Below are 17,888 nucleotides of genomic sequence, written 5' to 3'. Positions count from 1 at the left end.
AAAGTGAGAATTTGTTGTGGTACATGCGGGGGACACACATCTGCGCCGTCCGGCGCCGGTCGGATCTCGTCGACGATCCAGAAGCGAGGACCTCCGATGCGTCGTCTCAGCGCGCGTGACGCGGGCTACGTCTACCTCGTGGACGGGTTCATCAGTTCGCGGGTCGTGTCCTGCTGGGTGTTGGCACGCCCCGACGGGCAGCCCACCGGTCTCGACGGCGGATCCATCGTGGATCTGCTCTGCGACCGACTCTCCGTCGACGACATGTTCTCGGCGGTCCTGCGCCGGACACCCGGCGACGTGGGCGAGCCCTACTGGGTCGTCGACCCCGACAGCGACCCGACGCGACACATCCGCGTCCTCCCCGACCGGATGACCTGGCCGCAGGCGCAGGCACTCATCGCCGACGAGGCGGACCGCCCGTTCGACACGACCGCGCCCCTCTGGTCGATCGACGTGCTCTCCGACGTCACGGGGATCCCCGGCCAGGGCGGATCGGCGACGATCCTCTCGGTCTCCTTCCACCACGCGGCGTTCGACGGCATCGGGTGGGAGGAGCGGATGCACCGCCTGCTGGCCGACGAGCCCGACCGGCCCGCCGACCCCATCCCGATCGGTCCGTTGGAGGGTCCGTGGTGGCGGACGGTTGCGCGCGACGTGCTCCGCGCGCCGGCACGGTGGGTGGCGTTCGTGGTGGCCCTCGTCCGCGCGCTCCTCGAGGCCCGCCGCGCCGCACGCCGACCGCAGTCGGACCGGGCGGTCTACGACCGCCGCGCAGCCCCGGTCACCCGGTTCAACCGCGGGCTCCGCGGGCGGCGGTGGACCGATTTCCTCGAACTCGACCAGGACGACCTCACGCGCATCGCACGACTCGTCCCGTCGGCCACCGAGAACGACGTCCTGCTGTCCATGGTCGCCGGCGCCGTCCGCGCGTACCTCGAGCTCCACGACGAGTCGCCGCCCCGGTCGTTGGTGTGCCTCGTCCCGATGAGCACCCGGCGCTGGGAGTCCGGTGGGTCGGACACCGACACCGCCAACAAGTTCCTCCCGCTGTCGGTCTCGCTGCACACCGACATCGACGACGTCGTCGAGCGGATCGCGGCGACAGCGCAGAGCACACGCTCGGAGAAGGACCGCGCCACCGCGGTCGTCACGAGCAGCTTCTGGCGTGCGGTGAAGCTCGCCCCTGCTCTCGCACTGCGTATCTCGGGGGCCGTGGCCCGCCGACGCGGCCACCGCGCGACATCGTCGACGGCCGTGAACACGGTCCTGTCGACCATCGTCTCCACCACCCCGGTCGCGACGGTCGCCGACGTACCCGTCGTGTCCGGCTTCGGCGTGTCACCGCTGGGGAACGAGACGACCCTCGCCCACTGTGCGGTCGTCGGACTCGGTCGGGTTCGACTGTGCGTCACCGCGGACGACGAGGTGCTGCCCGACATGACGACGTACATGCGCCTGCTGCGAACGTCCATCGACGACCACCTGAGGGCCGCCGCGGAGGTGTCAGGCGGTCGCGTCCAGTGACGCGATGATCTTCGACGGCTCGATCCAGACGACGAGCTCGCCCTCGACGCCGTTGCGCGCACCGAACTCCTCCGCACGATCGGCGCCCATGTAGCGTCCACCGGCCGCGGTCGCGATCCGACGGACCTCGTCGAGATCCTCACTCACCCGGGCGATCCCCTGCACCTGGACGAACGCGTAGGGCGGCTCCTGCAGGTCCACCGTCAGCACCACTCGGGGATCACGGCTGATCGCCCGGCCCTTGGCCGTCGACGCCCCCGTGTTGAACGCGAGGCGGTCTCCGTCGACGACGAACCAGATCGGGGCGACGAGGGGCCGCCCGTCGGACGCCGTCCAGCCCAGGTGCCCGGTCTTCGTCCCCGTCTCGAGGAACGTGCGGATGTGGGGATCGCTCAGGGATGCCATGGCGGTCAGGCTAGTCCCGCTCCCGGCCGATGCGGTCCGCGATCACCGACGCGACCATCATGACCGTCGCGTGCGGTCCGCTCGACAACGGTGTCGGCAGCACCGACCCGTCGGCGACGTACAGCCCGTCGTGGTCGACGACGCGACCGCGCCAGTCGGTACCGACCCCTGTCGGCCCACCGCCCATCGGCGCCGTTCCCCATGCGTGGTGCGAGGTCGCGAGGCGATCGTCGACCGTGACGCTCCCCGGTGCGACGAGGTGGGCGAACGCGGGGCCGTCCAGGACCGTCGCCATGCGCTCCGCCCACACCTGCATCCGCTGCCGGGTCTCGTCGTCGGGACGACCCAGGTCGACCTCGGGCGCCCCACCGTCGGCGTCGAACCGGATCGACCCCGCCGACCCCGGGCGCATCGCGGCCACCCCGATCGCCGGCCCTGTCTGCTCGAGTCCGGTGATGTGCGCGGCGAAATCATGGGAATAGCAACGGATCTCCATCCCGTCGTCGGTGTGCATCACCGACTGCAGGACCGGGGAGACGTCTCCGTCGTCACCTCGCGCTCGGCACCGCACGAGCAGCTCGCGGTGTTCGGCGAGCGGCACGACGACGGGTACCGACCCCGACCGGTGCAGGATCCCCGCGGTCGCCAGCGTCCCCGCGCACAGCACCACCACGTCGGCGGGGATGCGCTCGCCGCTGTCGGTGACGACGGATCGCACTGTGGCGTCGTTCATCTCGATCCTTTCGACACGCACATCGTTGCGTATCAACAGATCCCGACGATGACGAGCATCCGCGAGAAAGGCGTCGGCCGCCGTGGTGCGGTGCCGGCCGCGGGCGTTGGTACGGACGCGGACGATCCCCGGTTCCGGCCACACCCCGTCGACGTCGACGTGACCGTCCGCCCGCATCGCCCGCTCGAAGGCCACCGCGCGCGGGTGGAGTTCGTCGTCGGTGAACCGCCGCACCGTCATCACGCCGCCACCCCCGGCGCCCCCGTCGAGCGTGTCGAAGGCACGCTCGACGGCCGGAATCCCCCACAGGTCGGGATCCCAGGCGGCCAGGTCGTCGCGGTGCGGGCGCAGGAAGTACCCGCCGTTCACCGCCGACGACCCGCCCACGCCCCGTCCGCGCGGGAGTTCGGTGCCCTCGGTGTCGCGGTGATGCCACACCCGCGCGCCGTCACGCACGGGCAGCACGGACAGGTCGACCGGCTCCGGGGCGGGACCGCCCGCCTCCACCAGAACGACCGAGTCCGCGCCGGATCGACTGAGCCTCTCGGCCACGACACAACCGCTGCTGCCCGCGCCGACGACGACGATCTCGCGCCGCGCGGTCACCGCCCCGCGGCCGGCACCGGCGCCGGGCGGTGAGAACCGGATCCGCGTGCGCGCACGATCGTCGGGCGCAGCGCGGCCGCCGTCCGTGCCGTCACCACCCCCTGCCAGAGACCCGCCCCGTAGGCCAGGTCGTCGAGGCGATGGAAGATCACGAACCGGGCCACGCCGAGTGGCTCGACCGGATCGGGGTTGACGACCTCGGCCCGAACCCATTCCGCCACACCGTCGACGAGGGCCACCGCCAGCAGGACCGATCGGAACCGTGTCGAGATCAGGGCGAGCAGCGCCGAGACCGGCCAGTAGTGGCGGCACAGCGCCGCGGCGAACTGCAGGAAACCGAATCCCACCGCCTCGGCGGTCAACCGCGCCGCCACGGTCGCGGCGTCGGGCACCGCCTCCACCCGTCGGTACAGCCGGGAGGCGACCACCGCGATCATGGCCAGGATCACGCCTGCCCCCCACCGCGACCGGGTGAGGGCCGCCAGGGCGGCCAACGCCGTCGGGACCGTCATGACGAGCGGTGCGGCCACACCCGGGTGCCGATCGGACAGCAGCGCCGCCCCGGTCCCGTAGAAGCGACGACGGCCCAGCGCCGCACCCAGCGCGGTCCGGTGGTCGTGGGCGACGGTGGCGATGGGGTCGTATCGGACGGTCCAGCCGGCTGCGTGCAGGCGCCACGACAGGTCGACGTCCTCCGCGACGTGCAGGCGCTCGTCGAAACCGTCGAAGGCAGTGCGCCGCAGGATGATCGCGGCACTGGGGACGTAGGGCAGGCGGGAGCCCGGCACGACGGGCCCCTCGCGACGGCCCATGTCGAGCGAGGAGCACAACGCCTGGTAGCGCGCCGTCGCACCGCCCGCGGGGGTCATGGCCACGACCCGCGGCGCGACCATCGCCACGCGGGGATCGGAGAAATGCGCCAGGAGCGTGAACAGCCAGGAGCTCTCCGGCACGACGTCGGAGTCCACGAAGGCGACGAAGTCCGTGGCCGCCGCCGCCGCGCCGGTGTTGCGCGCCGCGGCCGGCCCCCTGCAGACCTCGTGACGGATGATGCGTGCGCCGGGAGCCACCACCGGTGTCCGGGAGCCGTCGTCGACGACGATCGTGCGCGCCGGGTCGAGGACGCGTAGGAGCCGGTCGATCCCGGATTGGTTGTCGCGCACGGGGATCACGACGGTCACGTCGTCGACCGACGGGCCGAACATGGGTCGCGGATGGGCGACCCCGGCGTCGAGAAGGCGTCGTGCGACGGTCGCCGACGCCTCGTCCGACACCACCAGCCGCCCGTCGCCGTCGACCATCGACGCGGCACGATCCGACAACGACAGCAGCCGGGTCGGCGACCCACCGATGAGGTGTCGACCGTCGGAGGACACCGACACCCGGGGGTCGATCTGCACCTGGAACCCGTCGGGCAGGCGTACGTCCGCCGGGGCGGTCATGCGAGGGCTCCGCGGGCATCGGGAGACCACCGGTGCAGCGACCCCGCGAGACGGTCCACCATGTCCTCGACGATGCGGCGCCCCTCGGCGGCGGTGGCGGTGCGGGCGTCACCGAGGACACCGGTCCCACTGACGGCGCGCACGCCCGACGTCCGCAAGGCCCCGATCAACTCGCCGATCGGGGCACCGGCGCCCGCGACGACGCGGTCCGCCAGGACGACCTCGGGCGAGATGTGCAGCAACACCGACGTTTCGGTGTGCCCGGCGTGTGCATCGGCGCCGGCGGACGAACACGCCCACCAGGCGACGTCGCGCCCCTCCGAGCGGAGCAGGCGGACCGCGTCGACGACGGTGGACGCGTTCCCACCGTGCCCGTTGACGAACACCAGACGCCCTGCCCACCGGCACGCACTGCGCCCGAACTCCACGAGCACCATCCGGAGCGCCTCGTGCCCGATCGACACGGTCCCCGGGAAGTCCTCGTGCTCGCCGCTCGCCCCGTACGAGATCGGTGGCGCCGTCAGCGTCTCGCCGCCCACCGTCCGAGCCGCCGCGCGCCGTGCGATCGCGTCCGCGATGCGGGTGTCGGTGTCGACGGGGAGATGGGGACCGTGCTGCTCGGTGGACCCGACCGGGACGACCAGCGTGCACCGGAGATCGTCCAGCTCGGGCCAGGTTTTCGCCCCGAGCCCACCGGGGCTGGTCATCCGTCTGATGCTAGTCACGACCGACTCCGTTGAACACACGAAGCGGCGAACGCATTTGAGCCGAGGACGTTCTCTGCGCGCGTCGCGGCGCGACACCCGGGCGAGGGGCGTGGATGCACCGCGTGGCATGCTAACGCGCGAGGCGAGCGAGTGCTCGGTCTGTAGGTCCGACAGCGATGACGAGGTGGCCCATGAGCACCAGTACAGAGTCGACGAACGGGCGGACGGGGCCCCTCTCCGGCGTCCGCGTCCTCGAGTTCGCGGGCATCGGGCCGGGCCCGCACGCCGCCATGCTCCTCGCCGATCTCGGCGCCGATGTGGTGCGGGTCCAGCGCGCCGGGTCGCTGCCGGGCGAGGGCAGCACGGCCGACCAGCTGCTGCGCGGCCGGACGGCCGTGGTCGAGGCCGATCTGAAGTCGGCCGAGGACCGCGAGAAGGTGCTGGGCCTGGTGAATCGCGCCGACGTCCTCGTGGAGGGCTTCCGCCCCGGGGTGATGGAACGTCTGGGCCTGGGTCCCGACGAATTGCTCGGCCGCAACCCACGTCTCGTGTACGGACGGATGACGGGGTGGGGGCAGGAGGGGCCGATGGCCGACCGCGCCGGCCACGACATCAACTACATCTCGCTGACCGGCATGCTGCACGCGATCGGCCGTGCCGACGAGCGCCCTGTCCCGCCGCTGAACCTCGTGGGCGACTTCGGTGGCGGGTCGATGTTCCTGGTCGTCGGGGTGCTCGCCGCCCTCGTCGAGCGTGGGATCTCCGGTCACGGACAGGTCGTCGACGCCGCCATGGTCGACGGTGCCTCGGTGCTCGGCCAGATGATGTGGGCGTTCCGCGGGACGGGGCTCTGGCAGGACCGTCGCGGCGTCAACCTCCTCGACACCGGCGCCCCCTACTACGAGGTCTACGAGACCTCCGACGGGCGATACATGGCCGTCGGTGCGATCGAGCCGCAGTTCTACGCGCAGCTGCTCCACGGTCTGGGGCTGGCCGACACCGACCTGCCCGACCAGAACGACATGGCCCGCTGGTCCGAACTGCGCGAACGGTTCACCGAGACCTTCGCGCAGAGGACCCGTGACGAGTGGGCTGCCGTCTTCGACGGGACCGACGCGTGCACGACACCGGTCCTCGACTTCACCGAGGCCCCCGACCATCCCCACCTGTCGGCGCGCGCCAGCATCACCGAGATCGACGGGGTGACCCAGGCCTCGGTCGCGCCGCGCTTCTCGCGCACCGTCCCCGCCGCGCCGACACCGCCGGTGCGCACAGCGCAAGACGCCGCGACGGTCTGGACTGACTGACACCGCGGCCGTTCGGGCCGGGGGCCTTCGGGTTCCGGGGGGTCGGTCAGACCTTGACCGACCCCTGGTCCATGGAGAACTCCGACGCGGTGATGGTCTTCGCCGAGTCCGAGCAGAGGAACATCACCATGTCGGTGACCTCGTCGCACGTCGAGAAGAACGGCTTGTCGAGGATGGGCACGAAGTTGGGCATGAACCGTTCCATCGCGAACACCTCCGAGGCCTTCGTGTCCTCGAACGCCATGGGTGTGTTCACCGCGTAGGGGTGGATGGTGTTGACGCGGATCCCCTGCTCCCCCAGCTCCTTCGCCGCCGACTGCGCCATCCCCCGGATCGCGAACTTCGACGCGCTGTAGGACGCCTGGAACGGCATCGCCTTGAGGCCCGCGCTCGAGCTGACGACGGTGATGCTGCCGCGGATGCCGTGCTCGATCATCACGGGGATGGTGACGCGCAACGTGTTCCAGGTGCCCCGGACGTTGACGGCCATGACGTCGTCGAACTGCTCGGGGGTGAGCTCCCAGATGCGACCCCACGTGAGGACGCCCGCGTTGGCGATGACGTGGTCGAGGCGGCCGAACCGCTCGACACCGTCGGCGACGAGGCGTTCCTGGAACTCGAGATCGCGGGTGTCGCCCTGCCGGGCGAGGATCGACCCACCCGCCTCCTCCACGAGCCGGATGGTCTCGTCGAGGTCCTCGGGTGTGGCGGCGGGGTAGGTGGTGTGATCCGCGATCGGTCCGGCGATGTCCATGCCGATGACCGCCGCGCCCTCCTGCGCGAACCGCACCGCGTGGTTGCGACCCTGCCCGCGTGCGATGCCGGTGATGTAGACGACGGCACCGTCGAAACGTCCTGTCATCGTGCTCACCGATCCTCGTCTGTAGTCTCGCCGAACCGCTTCTCGAACCCGTCGGGGATGATGAGGTCGTCGCGGGTGAGTTCGTGGATGCTCTTGCGTCCCAGCCCCATCAGGGCGGAGTCGATGCCGCCGCGGAGGATGTCGAGGACGTTCTCGACGCCGGCCTGGCCGTTGGCGGCCAGGCCCCAGAGGTAGGCGCGGCCGATCATGACCGCATCGGCGCCCAGGGCGAGTGCTTTGACGACGTCGCTGCCGCGGCGGACACCGCCGTCGAGCAGGACCTGCATGTCGTTGCCGACGGCGTCGGCGATGGGCCCGAGCATGCGGATGGTCGCCGGGGTGCCGTCGAGGTTGTTGCCGCCGTGGTTCGACACCGACAGGGCGGTGGCGCCGATGTCACGGGCACGTTTGGCGTCGTCGAGGCGGGTGATGCCCTTGACCATGAACGGCCCGTCCCACTGCTCCCGCAGCCACTGCAGGTCTTCCCAGCTCGGCGGCGCGGTCTGCATCCACTGGCCGTACGCCCCGAAGAACGTGGGTCCGATCTGGCCCGGCTCGGCGAGGTTGGGGGCGGTCAGATCGGGGACGATGGGCTTGCCCCTGTTGAACCACGACCACGCGTACCGCGGGCGCATCGCGATCTCCGGCGCCAACTTCACCAGCGCCTTGAGATCCACCTTCTCGGGGATCGCGGGGCTGCCCCAGTCGCGGCCCATGGAGAACGACCAGTCGGTGGTGACGATGAGCCCCTTGGCCCCGGCCGCCCGGGCGCGCTCCGCGCGAGCCAGGATCTCCTCCCGCGAGTTGAGCCAATAGATCTGGAAGAACGTCTTCGGGTTCTGCGCCGCGACCTCCTCGACCGGCTTGGAGGCGAAGCTGGACAGCCCCATCGCGGTGCCACGGGCGGCGGATGCCCGCGCGACGGCGACCTCACCGTCCTTGTCGACCGCCTGCACCCCGGTCGGGGAGATGATCACCGGGAGCGCGATCTCCTGGCCCATGATGGTCGTCGACAGTTCACGGTCGGCGTGGGCGCCGACGACGTGGGGCGCGAAACCGATCTCCGAGAACGCCTCCACGTTGTCGGCGAGGGTGATGCCCTTCTCGCTGCCCGCGACGAGCGCGGAGTACACCGACTTGGGCAACCGTTTCTGGGCACGTCGCTGTGCCTCGAGAACGGTTTCGAACCAGGGGTTGACCATGACGAGCGACTACTTTCGTGGAGAGGGTCAGGCGGGTGCGAACCCGGCGAGGGGGTTCTCATCGCAGTCCCGCGACGGGGGTCGGGTCATCAAGGTGAGGGGTACGCCGCGGGAGTGGTCCTTGTTCGCGGTGGGCGCGGTTCGCTCGCCGGCGAGCAGCGACTCCCCGTATCCCTGAACACATTCCGGGTCCGGGCCGTCGAGCGGGAGCCCGGTGAAGAACTTCGCCGCCATGCATCCGCCGCGGCACGAGTCGTAGTGGTTGCACGACGCGCACGCCCCGGCACTCTGCGGCTCCCGCAGTTCCCGGAACAACTCCGACTGCTGCCACACGGTCCGAAAACCCCCGTCGGACAGCACGTTTCCGGCGAGGAAGTTCTCGTGAATCGCGAACGGGCATGCGTAGACATCGCCCACCGGATCGATCAGACACACCACCCGTCCCGCGCCGCACAGGTTCAACCCCGGCAGCGCCGACCCGGCACCGCCGTCACCGAACGCCGACAGGTGGAAGAACGAATCCCCGGTCAACACTCCGTCACCACGGGCAACCAGCCAGTCGTACAGGGCACGTTGCTGTTCGGGCAGCGGATGCAGGTCGTCCCAGACATCCGCACCCCGACCCGACGGACGCAACCGCGTGATCCGCAACGTCGCGCCGAAACGGTCGGCGAGATCCGTGAACTCGTCGAGCTGGTCGACGTTGTGCCGGGTCACGACCACCGAGATCTTCGCGTCGCGGAACCCCGCGTCGGCCAGGTTCTGCAGGGCACGTACCGCCATGTCGAACGAGCCGGCACCGCGGACCGCGTCGTTGACCTCCGCGGTCGCACCGTCCAGGGAGATCTGTACGTCCACGTAGTCCGAGGCCGCCAGACGCTCAGCGACCTCGGGGGTGATGCGTAACCCGTTGGTGGAGAACTTCACCCCCACCTGATGGGCGGTGGCGTAGTCGACGAGTTCCCAGAAGTCCGATCGCACCGTGGGTTCCCCGCCACCGATGTTGACGTAGAACACCTGCATCCGCTGCAGCTCGTCGATGATCGCCGTGCACTGTTCCGTCGACAGCTCCCGGGGGTCCCGCTTGCCCGACGACGACAGGCAGTGCACACACGCCAGGTTGCACGCGTACGTCAGCTCCCACGTCAGACAGATCGGGGCGTCCAACCCCCGCTCGAACTGGTCGACGAGGCGGGGCACCGGTGTCGGCGCAGAGGGCGTCGGCGCAGAAGAGGTCGGCGCGGTGAGCATGGACGTCATCAGGACTCCGGACTGGATGCGACGCGGCGGATCATCGCCGAGCCGGCGAGCGTGGACAGGGCGTGCACGTAGGGCGCCCGGGCGTCGGGCTCGGCGACGCTGGCCGCGATCGCGTCCCCCGCACTGTGATGGTCACCGAGCGTCCGCACGATCTCGACGACCGTCGTGTTCTTCAGGAACGACAGCTTGCGCGTGCCGAAGTGGTAGAGCAGTGCCCCGAACGGTTCCGGCCGTACCGCGACACGCGGGTCGAGCTCCCAGGCCGCAGCGGGATCGAACACGTCGACGTCGACCACGGTCAGTAGACGCCGCACATGCCGTCGATGGAGACCTCTTCGACGAGGCTCTCCGTCACGAGGTCGGGTCCCGAGGCGATGTCGGTCTCGGTCGCTGCGGTGCGGTCGGTGTCGGCCATGGGAGCCTCCGTGTTCTGGGGTGAGCTGGGTCACCTCGGACTATAGTTGCACCCGGTGCCACAACGCCAGGGCAAACGAGAACATGTTCTAGGAATGGACGCGGGAGGGGCCTGATCGATGTCGACCCCCGGACGGCGTCCCAGCACCACCCGGGCACACATCAGCACCGTCGCCATCGACATGTTCATCGAGCGGGGCTTCGAGGAGACCAGCGTCGACGACATCGCGACGGCGGCCGGGATCGCCCGTCGGACGCTGTTCCGCTACTACCCGTCGAAGAACGCCATCGTCTGGGGCGAGTTCGACACGCACCTCGACCGCATGCGCGAACACCTGTCCGGACTGCCGCCGACGGTGGGCCTCGCGGAAGCACTGCGATCGTCGCTCGTCGCCTTCAACCACGTCGAGCCGCGGGACATCCCGGCGCACCGACGGCGGATGGCCCTCCTCCTGACCGTGCCGGCGCTGCAGGCGCACTCGATGCTGATGTACGCGGGGTGGCGTCGCGTGATCGCCGACTACGTGGCGCAGGTGACGGGCGGGCGTGCCGGTGACCACCGTCCGCAGACCATCGCGTGGCTGCTCCTCGGTGTCGCCCTGGCCGCCTACGAGCAGTGGCTCGAGGACGATGACTCCGACCTCGAGGGCCTGCTCACCGCGGGCAGCCGTATCCTCGACCGGGGGCTGTGACCTGGCGCGAGCGCGTCACCACCGGGTAGCGTGGCCAAAACTAGAACGTGTTCTCGTTTCGAGAGGGTGACCGATGACGACCCTGACGCCGCACAGCACGCGCAGCGCCGTGCTCACCGTCGCCGAGGTGATCGAGGAGACCGCCGACGCGCGGTCCATCGTGTTCGACGTGCCGGAGGAGATCGCCTCCCGCTTCGGCGAGTACCGGCCGGGCCAGTTCCTGACCGTCCGGATCCCGAGTGACCGCACCGGTTCCGTCGCACGGTGCTACTCCCTCTCCTCGTCGCCGTTCAGCGACCCGCGACCCAAGGTCACGGTGAAGCGAACCGCCGAGGGCTACGGCTCGAACTGGTTGTGTGACAAAGTCACCGCGGGCTCCGAGATCGAGGTGCTGCCGCCGTCGGGCGTGTTCACCCCCCACGACCTGGACAGTCCGCTGCTCCTGCTCGCGGCCGGCAGCGGGATCACACCGATCATGTCGATCCTCAAGGCCGCCCTGGAGAAGGGCACCGCACCGATCGTCGTGGTCTACGCCAACCGTGGCGAGAACGACGTCATCTTCGCGGCGGAGCTGCGGACCCTCGCGGCCGCCCACGCCCGTCGTCTGACCGTCATCCACTGGCTCGAGTCCGTACAGGGACTGCCGACCGCGGACGCATTGAGCGCCCTCGTCGCGCCGTTCTCGGGCCACAGCGCGTTCATGTGCGGCCCGGCTCCGTTCATGGACGCGGTCCACACAGCGCTCTCCGCGGCGGGCTTCCCCCACGACCACGTACACGCCGAGGTGTTTACGTCACTGTCCGGTGACCCCTTCGACGACCCCGACCTCGAGGCACCGACCGACGAGGAGACCGCCGACGCGGCGACCGTCTCGGTCGAACTCGACGGGACCGTGCACGAGCTCTCCTGGCCGCGTTCGAAGACGCTCGTCGACATCATGCTCGCCGCCGGTCTCGACGTGCCCTACTCGTGCCGCGAGGGCGAATGCGGTTCCTGCGCATGCACCGTCGTCGACGGGACCGTGCAGATGGACAACGTCGGCGCCCTCGACCAGGAGGACATCGACGACGGCTACATCCTCGGTTGTCAGGCGCGTCCCACCTCCGACGCCCTCACGATCGAGTTCTAGGGCGGCGCTCCCCGTCGCGGACAGTCGCGGCCGGGCGGCCCGATCCGTCTGTTGGGCACCAGGAACCGTTCGTTGGGCGGTAGTAACCGTTCGTTGGGCGGTTGTGGCACAGCGCTTCTCGCCTGACGGGCTTGTCGGACCCCTCGTGTACACATGTCCGTATGGAGCACAACGGTATCGACGCGCGGCAGGCGCTGCGTGATGTGATGGCTGTGCTCGCCGATCTACCGGCCGCGGGCGACGAGGTGGAAGCGATCGACCTCATCTCGCTCGCCGAGTCGGTGAAGGCCACTTGCGCTGCGGTGCAGGCGGATCAGACGCTGCGGCTGCAGGAGTTACGGTCGGCGGCTGAAGTCGAACGCGGTGTTCCGCTGGAACGACGGTGTCGGGGGTTGTCGGCGGAGGTGGCTCTTGCGCGTCGGGTCTCGGGTAACGCCGGTGGCCGGCATCTGGGGTTCGCGCGGGCGATGGGCGAGATGCCGAACACCTTCGCACGGCTGCGCGAGGGAGTGTTGTCGGAATGGCGGGCGACGATCCTGGTCCGCGAGACCGCCTACCTCCAGCTAGAGGACCGCGCGGCAGTGGATGCTGCGCTGTGCGCAGACCCGACCACCCTCGACGGCATCGGGGACCGCGCGCTGGAAGCACTGGCCAAGCAGATCGCCTATCAGCGTGACCCGCAGGCTGTGGTCGACCGCAACGCATCCGCCCCCAAGGACCGCCGGGTGTCGATGCGCCCGAAACCCGACGCCATGGTGCAGCTGTCGGCGCTGCTCCCGATGACCGCAGGCATCGCCGCCTACGCCGCGCTCAAGCAGCACGCCGACGGCCTGGTCGGAGACGGTGACCGCACCCACGCCCAGGTCATGGCCGACACCCTGCTCGAACGCCTCACCGGCAAAGCCAGGGCTGAGGATGTGGCCGTCGCGGTCGACGTCATCGTGTCGGCGGACGTACTCGTCGGGAGCGCCGACGCCGCTGCAGAGGTCGCGGGCTACGGACCCGTGCCTGCTGACACCGCCCGCGGCATCATCGCCGACGCCCTGGATGCGGACGCCCTGGTGACGCTGCGGCGACTGTTCGCCACCCCCGACAGCGGGGCCCTGGTGGCCATGGAATCCCGCGCCCGGATCTTCCCCAACGGTCTGCGCCGGTTCATCACCCGCCGCGACATCTCCTGCCGGATCCCGTACTGCGACGCCCCGATCGCCGAAATCGACCACGCTCACCCCCACCACACCGGCGGACAGACCGACAGCCGTAACGGGATGGGCGAGTGCCGCACCCACAACCGGCAGAAAGAAGCCGCCGGGTGGCAAGTCACCACCTGCATCGGCGACGACGGCGCCCATGAAGCGCTGATTCGCACACCCACCGGCCACGAACACCGATCCCGCGCGCCCGCGGTCGCAACAGACGGCAACACAAGCCCAACCGAACGGGACGTGGGTGAGGCGGCGGCGTGACCGGATACATGCCGCGGTCTTGATCGCCCGCATGTCCCCGAGCCCGAGCAAGCACTGGGCCGATGGGCGTCAGGTCGGGACAACAGCTGACGCTGCGGTGTTCGCTTCGTGAGCCGACTCGTCATCCGTCACGACGCACAACGCCCTCATCACCACACCCACCGGGCACCGCCACCGATCCCGCGCGCCCGCCGCGCCGGGAAGGGCCGCGGCGTGAACTCGGCTCAGCTCCGGTCGAGCAGATCCGCGATGGGCGGCGCCTGCGCGACGGTCGGTCGCATCTTCATGACCGCGCCCGCGCGACCCCCACCGACGACACCGGTCAGCTTCCCGTCACGGCTGAAGTAGGCGAGGAACTTGTCGCCGTCCTCGTCGACGACGTGCACCTCGTCGTCGGCGGACGGCGTTCCCAGACACTGGATCTTGACGTCGAACTGGTCGGTCCAGAAGTAGTGCACGACGGGCGCGGTGGCCGCCTTCTCGGTGCCGGCGATGACATCGGCCAGGATCTTGGCCTGTTCCACGGTGTGGTTCCAGTGCTCGACACGACGCCCGAACTCACCCGCCTCGTCGGCCCAGTTGGCGACGTCGCCCAGGGCGTACACCCCCGGCGCCGAGGTGAGACCCCGCGCGTCACAGGAGATCCCGCCCCCCACGGACCGGTCGGCCAGGGTCAACCCCAGCGACTCGGCCAGGGCGGTCGTCGGAATGGATCCGATGCCGATCACGACGAGGTCGGCGTCGAGCGTCTCTCCCCCGTCGAGGACGACCCCGGAGACCGCCCCGTCGGACACGGTGAGACCCGACACCCCGACACCGGTGCGCACGGTGACCCCGCGGTCGGTGTGCAGCTTCTCCACGCGCGCACCGATGGTCGCGCCGAGCGCGGCGTTGAGCACCGAGGGCGCGGGCTCCACGATGGTGACCGCAGCGCCGAGGGTGGAGAGGCTCGCCGCGGTCTCGCATCCGATGAACCCGGCACCGACGACCACGGCGCGGGCGCCGTCGGTGAGATCTGCGCGCAGCGCCGACACGTCGTCGGCGGTGCGCACCACGTGCACCCCGCGCAGGTCCGCGACGGAGTCGGCGTCCTGCCCGTCGAGCACATCGTCGGGGAGGAACCGCGGGTCGAGTCCGGTTGCGAGGACCAACGTCTCGAACGCGATGGTCTCGCCCGAACCCACCGACACCGACCGGCCTTCGAGATCGACGCCGGTCACCTCGGTGTCGAGCAGGAGCGCGATGTGGTTCTCGTCGTACCAGTCGCGCGGCTTCAGTTCGACGGGGCCGCGCTCACCCCGCAGCACCGCCTTCGACAGCGGCGGACGGTCGTAGGGGACGTGGGGCTCCTTGCCGATCAGCGTCACGGCGTCGGGATATCCCGCCTGCCGGAGGTTCTCGGCGAGTCGCACACCACCGAGACCCGCTCCCACGATCACCACGCCAGCACCCACGGCCACACCCCTCGTCGTCGTACGTGGACCGGGCACGGTCCATCTCCGGCGCGTCTCGCGGTCACCCGCCCGGGCCCACCGGGTAGATGTCGGCGAGTCGCCATGTGCCGTCGACTCTACGCATCACCACCCACCGGGCGATCGACGCTGTCGAGGCCGGTGGCGTCGCCGTCGGGACCGTGACGCGCACCGTGGCGAACAGCATCATCCGCGCGCTGTCGCCACGCAGTGTGGCGAGTCCGACCGACTGCACCGAGACCTCCTGCGAGGACCCGGTGGCGGTCGCACCCGGGAGGGCGGAGTCCGGCCCCTGACTGCGGAGGTCGGCCAGCGCGCGTCCCGTGAGCAGGGGTGCGAGCGTTCGCAACCGGGCTGCGACGGCATCGGACGCGGAGGCGCCGGGCGCGACGGTGAGATACGCCGATGTCGCCGACGACGCCCGGTCTCGCAGTGACGCGGGCCCTGCTCCCGGGCCGGTGCTCCCCCGCGGGGCGATCGCCGCGGCGAGGCACGTCATGCCGACGACCACCACCGCGACGACCCCGAGGGCGACGTCGGTGCGCGTGTGCCCGGAGCGTGACGCGACAGGGGTTCTCGGCCACGCCGCCAGTCCCGCGACGAGGAGGACCACGACGACCGCGGGCGGGATCACCCAACCGGGCCACCCGAGGAGCCACCCGCCGACGACGACGCCGGTGATGGAAAGGGCGGCGAGCACCGCACGGACCGTTCTCATCGCGGGGTCACCTGCCCGATGACCCACCGGTCGCCACGTCGGATCATGGTCACCGACAGCACGATCCGGCGATCGCCCGACGAACCACCGACCAGCTCGGGCGCGGTCGCCTCGGCGACGACGAGGACGTCGGCGGGGCCGGACGCCGGCGCCGACCCCACCACGCCCGCGGCGACGACCTGCCCGGACCCCGCGGAGGACAGACCGGCGACGGCTGCGGTGATCGCGGGGGCTGCGGCGTCGATGCGACGACGGAACTCGCCGCCGCTGACGTCGCGGGCCGCGGCGAGGTAGCGGTCGGGGTGTGCGGGATCCGCGGTGAGGACCGTCGTGACGGCCGCGGTCGACGCGGCGACCACGGAGCCCGTGTCGTCACCGCTCCCGCTGTCGGGGATCAGGATCACCCCGACCAGCGCCGCCGCGACGGCGACGACGAGAGCCAGCACGCTCGTCGCCACGACGGTCCGACCCCACCGTCTCCCGCGAGTCCCGTCGCCGGGGTTCGCGTCCTCCAGGGCCGCGCGCGCGGCGTCGACCGCGGCCTGGGCGTCCCTCACCCGCTCGCGGGCGACGGTGAGACGGCGCGATGCCGGCACCTCGGGCGTGGGGTCGTCGGTCATCGGAGCACCTGCAGGGAGGCGACGCGCCATCGACCGTCGACCCGCCGGAGCCCGGCGGCCACCGCCTGTCCGACGGTGTCGCCGTCGGCGGTCACGTCGACGAGTACGAGCACCTCGGCCGCATCGGTCGACGACGAGGTGAGCGCGGTCTGCACCGGGCGGCAGGTCGCGGAGGACACATCGGTCCCGAGAACGGTTGCGCCCGTCCGCAGCCGATCGGCGAGGTCGCCGGTGGCGGACGCCTCCGCGGCGGCCTGTCGCGCAGGTGTCCCCCGCTCGATGACGCGGCACACCATCGCCGCACCCGTCTGCGCCACCTCCGTTCGAGCATCGACGCGCGCCCGGGCGTCGGCGCGGGCGTCCGCCGCGACCGCGACGAACCCGACGCCGGCGGCGAGCAGGCCCGCACACACGACGAGCGCGAGGATCACCGCGACACGGTCGCCGTCGAGGGCCGCGGTTCCGGCTCCGCGGCGACGATCCGCGGTCCCCGGCCACGCGGCGCGGGCCACGATCACCGTGGCCACCGCGATCACGACCGTGGTCACCGTCAGCGACACCCACCACGCGGGCGTCCCGACCACCCCGGCCATCGCGGCCACCAGCACCGCGGACACCGTCACGCCGAGCACGTCGACCCAGAGCGTGACGGCCCTGCGGACCACGCTCACGGCACAAGCTCCACGTCGGCGAGCTTCAGCCGTCCCCCGTCGGGGGCGACCGCCACCATCAGACGCAGCCGTCGGGGATCGGTGGTCTGTGGAGCCGCGTCGGTGCGGCTCGTGACCAGCACCGCGGTCACCAGCACGCTCGCGGCGTCCCCCCTGCGGTCGGCGATCGCGACGCCGTCGACCGTGCCGGTGGTCCGGGTTCCCAACCGGGCGACGAGCGCACGGTAGGCGCCGCCGGACTGGGCGAACTCGTCGCGGAACGACCCGGTGGCGTCGTCGAGGATGCGACCGGCGGCGTCGGGGTCAGCGACGTCGGGGGTGAGGACGGGGGTGATCAGGGCCCGTGTCGCGGCGATGACCTCGGCGTCGGGGTAGACCGTCGTGCTGACGCGACGCTGCACCATCACCGCCGTGACGGCGGCGAGCACGACCGCCACGACGACGACGAGCACCGCCCAGCGCGGGACGGAACGCCGAGGGCGCCGACCCTCGAGCCTGTCGAGATCGGCCGTCGCGGTGCGCAACTCGATGCGGGCGGCGCGCAGGGCACGGCGGGCGTCGCGCGCGTCCGAACCCACACTCACCTCCGTACCGACCGCCACCGGTGACGGGTCCGCACCATGCTAGGTGCCCGGTCGCCCCGCGCTCGGCAGGT

General features: G+C 71.0%; 19 protein-coding genes. 5 read left to right on the top strand and 14 right to left on the bottom strand.

Translation table 11 applies throughout. From position 1 onward, the window contains the following. Window positions 1–96: 96 nt before the first annotated feature. Complete coding sequence (locus tag LX14_RS12220; protein ID WP_253647457.1) at window positions 97–1,527, top strand: wax ester/triacylglycerol synthase domain-containing protein; 1,431 nt, start codon at window positions 97–99, stop codon at window positions 1,525–1,527. On the opposite strand, the gene LX14_RS12215 is transcribed toward LX14_RS12220, so the two are convergent. The 4 genes from LX14_RS12215 to mftE are packed head-to-tail and all read right to left on the bottom strand — an operon-like array spanning window position 1,507 to window position 5,420. After that, on the bottom strand, window positions 1,507–1,932 hold the full coding sequence (locus tag LX14_RS12215) for a PPOX class F420-dependent oxidoreductase (RefSeq protein ID WP_253647456.1): 426 nt from the start codon (window positions 1,930–1,932) through the stop codon (window positions 1,507–1,509). The genes LX14_RS12220 and LX14_RS12215 overlap by 21 nt on opposite strands. A 10-nt stretch (window positions 1,933–1,942) precedes the next feature. Next, window positions 1,943–3,271, bottom strand: a complete 1,329-nt coding sequence (gene mftG, locus LX14_RS12210; protein WP_253647455.1) for a mycofactocin system GMC family oxidoreductase MftG — start codon at window positions 3,269–3,271, stop codon at window positions 1,943–1,945. After that, window positions 3,268–4,713 carry a mycofactocin biosynthesis glycosyltransferase MftF gene (gene mftF / locus LX14_RS12205; protein WP_253647454.1) on the bottom strand — a complete coding sequence of 482 codons (1,446 nt, stop codon included), beginning with the start codon at window positions 4,711–4,713 and terminating at the stop codon, window positions 3,268–3,270. The genes mftG and mftF overlap by 4 nt, the downstream gene beginning before the upstream one ends. Beyond that, complete coding sequence (gene mftE, locus LX14_RS12200; protein WP_253647453.1) at window positions 4,710–5,420, bottom strand: mycofactocin biosynthesis peptidyl-dipeptidase MftE; 711 nt, start codon at window positions 5,418–5,420, stop codon at window positions 4,710–4,712. Before mftE ends, mftF begins: the two co-directional genes overlap by 4 nt. A 191-nt stretch (window positions 5,421–5,611) precedes the next feature. On the opposite strand from mftE, the gene LX14_RS12195 reads away from it, so the two are divergent. After that, window positions 5,612–6,727, top strand: coding sequence for a CaiB/BaiF CoA transferase family protein (locus LX14_RS12195; RefSeq protein ID WP_253647452.1), 1,116 nt, complete (start codon window positions 5,612–5,614; stop codon window positions 6,725–6,727). A gap of 46 nt (window positions 6,728–6,773) precedes the next feature. Here the strand turns inward: LX14_RS12195 and LX14_RS12190 are convergent, their stop codons facing one another. Genes LX14_RS12190 through mftA form a run of 5 tightly spaced genes read right to left on the bottom strand, consistent with a single transcriptional unit; the run spans window position 6,774 to window position 10,466 of the window. Further along, a complete protein-coding gene (locus LX14_RS12190) occupies window positions 6,774–7,589 on the bottom strand; it encodes a mycofactocin-coupled SDR family oxidoreductase (RefSeq protein ID WP_253647999.1) in 816 nt (271 codons plus the stop codon). Window positions 7,590–7,594: 5 nt separating this feature from the next. Continuing rightward, window positions 7,595–8,791, bottom strand: a complete 1,197-nt coding sequence (mftD, locus tag LX14_RS12185; RefSeq protein ID WP_253647451.1) for a pre-mycofactocin synthase MftD — start codon at window positions 8,789–8,791, stop codon at window positions 7,595–7,597. 27 nt (window positions 8,792–8,818) lie between these two features. After that, window positions 8,819–10,051 carry a mycofactocin radical SAM maturase gene (mftC, locus tag LX14_RS12180; protein ID WP_372505327.1) on the bottom strand — a complete coding sequence of 411 codons (1,233 nt, stop codon included), beginning with the start codon at window positions 10,049–10,051 and terminating at the stop codon, window positions 8,819–8,821. Further along, entirely contained in the window at window positions 10,051–10,365 is a 315-nt protein-coding gene (gene mftB, locus LX14_RS12175) for a mycofactocin biosynthesis chaperone MftB (protein WP_253647450.1), read from the bottom strand. The genes mftC and mftB overlap by 1 nt, the downstream gene beginning before the upstream one ends. Next, window positions 10,350–10,466 (bottom strand): mycofactocin precursor MftA, encoded by a 117-nt coding sequence (gene mftA / locus LX14_RS12170; RefSeq protein WP_253647449.1) that lies wholly within the window; start codon window positions 10,464–10,466, stop codon window positions 10,350–10,352. The genes mftB and mftA overlap by 16 nt, the downstream gene beginning before the upstream one ends. 118 nt (window positions 10,467–10,584) lie before the next feature. Here mftA and mftR point away from each other — a divergent pair, with 118 nt between their 5' ends. The 3 genes from mftR to LX14_RS12155 all read left to right on the top strand — a co-directional run bounded on the left by mftR (window position 10,585) and on the right by LX14_RS12155 (window position 13,752). After that, entirely contained in the window at window positions 10,585–11,157 is a 573-nt protein-coding gene (mftR, locus tag LX14_RS12165) for a mycofactocin system transcriptional regulator MftR (protein ID WP_253647448.1), read from the top strand. A 73-nt stretch (window positions 11,158–11,230) separates the two neighbouring features. Continuing rightward, a complete protein-coding gene (locus tag LX14_RS12160) occupies window positions 11,231–12,286 on the top strand; it encodes a ferredoxin--NADP reductase (RefSeq protein ID WP_253647447.1) in 1,056 nt (351 codons plus the stop codon). A 206-nt stretch (window positions 12,287–12,492) separates the two neighbouring features. After that, entirely contained in the window at window positions 12,493–13,752 is a 1,260-nt protein-coding gene (locus tag LX14_RS12155) for a 13E12 repeat family protein (protein ID WP_372505380.1), read from the top strand. Window positions 13,753–13,976: 224 nt separating this feature from the next. On the opposite strand, the gene LX14_RS12150 is transcribed toward LX14_RS12155, so the two are convergent. The 5 genes from LX14_RS12150 to LX14_RS12130 form a co-directional block, all read right to left on the bottom strand. After that, a complete protein-coding gene (locus tag LX14_RS12150) occupies window positions 13,977–15,194 on the bottom strand; it encodes an NAD(P)/FAD-dependent oxidoreductase (protein ID WP_253647445.1) in 1,218 nt (405 codons plus the stop codon). A 73-nt stretch (window positions 15,195–15,267) separates the two neighbouring features. Next, window positions 15,268–15,942, bottom strand: a complete 675-nt coding sequence (locus tag LX14_RS12145) for a hypothetical protein (RefSeq protein ID WP_253647444.1) — start codon at window positions 15,940–15,942, stop codon at window positions 15,268–15,270. Continuing rightward, window positions 15,939–16,562 (bottom strand): hypothetical protein, encoded by a 624-nt coding sequence (locus LX14_RS12140; protein ID WP_253647443.1) that lies wholly within the window; start codon window positions 16,560–16,562, stop codon window positions 15,939–15,941. Before LX14_RS12140 ends, LX14_RS12145 begins: the two co-directional genes overlap by 4 nt. After that, on the bottom strand, window positions 16,559–17,233 hold the full coding sequence (locus LX14_RS12135; protein ID WP_253647442.1) for a hypothetical protein: 675 nt from the start codon (window positions 17,231–17,233) through the stop codon (window positions 16,559–16,561). Before LX14_RS12135 ends, LX14_RS12140 begins: the two co-directional genes overlap by 4 nt. Beyond that, window positions 17,230–17,811 carry an Rv1363c family protein gene (locus LX14_RS12130; RefSeq protein WP_253647441.1) on the bottom strand — a complete coding sequence of 194 codons (582 nt, stop codon included), beginning with the start codon at window positions 17,809–17,811 and terminating at the stop codon, window positions 17,230–17,232. Before LX14_RS12130 ends, LX14_RS12135 begins: the two co-directional genes overlap by 4 nt. Between the last annotated feature and the right edge of the window lie 77 nt (window positions 17,812–17,888).

Source organism: Williamsia deligens, assembly GCF_024171765.1.
In the GTDB taxonomy this organism is placed as follows: domain Bacteria; phylum Actinomycetota; class Actinomycetes; order Mycobacteriales; family Mycobacteriaceae; genus Williamsia_A; species Williamsia_A deligens.
The sequence above is the reverse complement of the archived record's forward strand: the minus strand, read 5'-3'. Positions and strand labels throughout refer to the sequence as shown.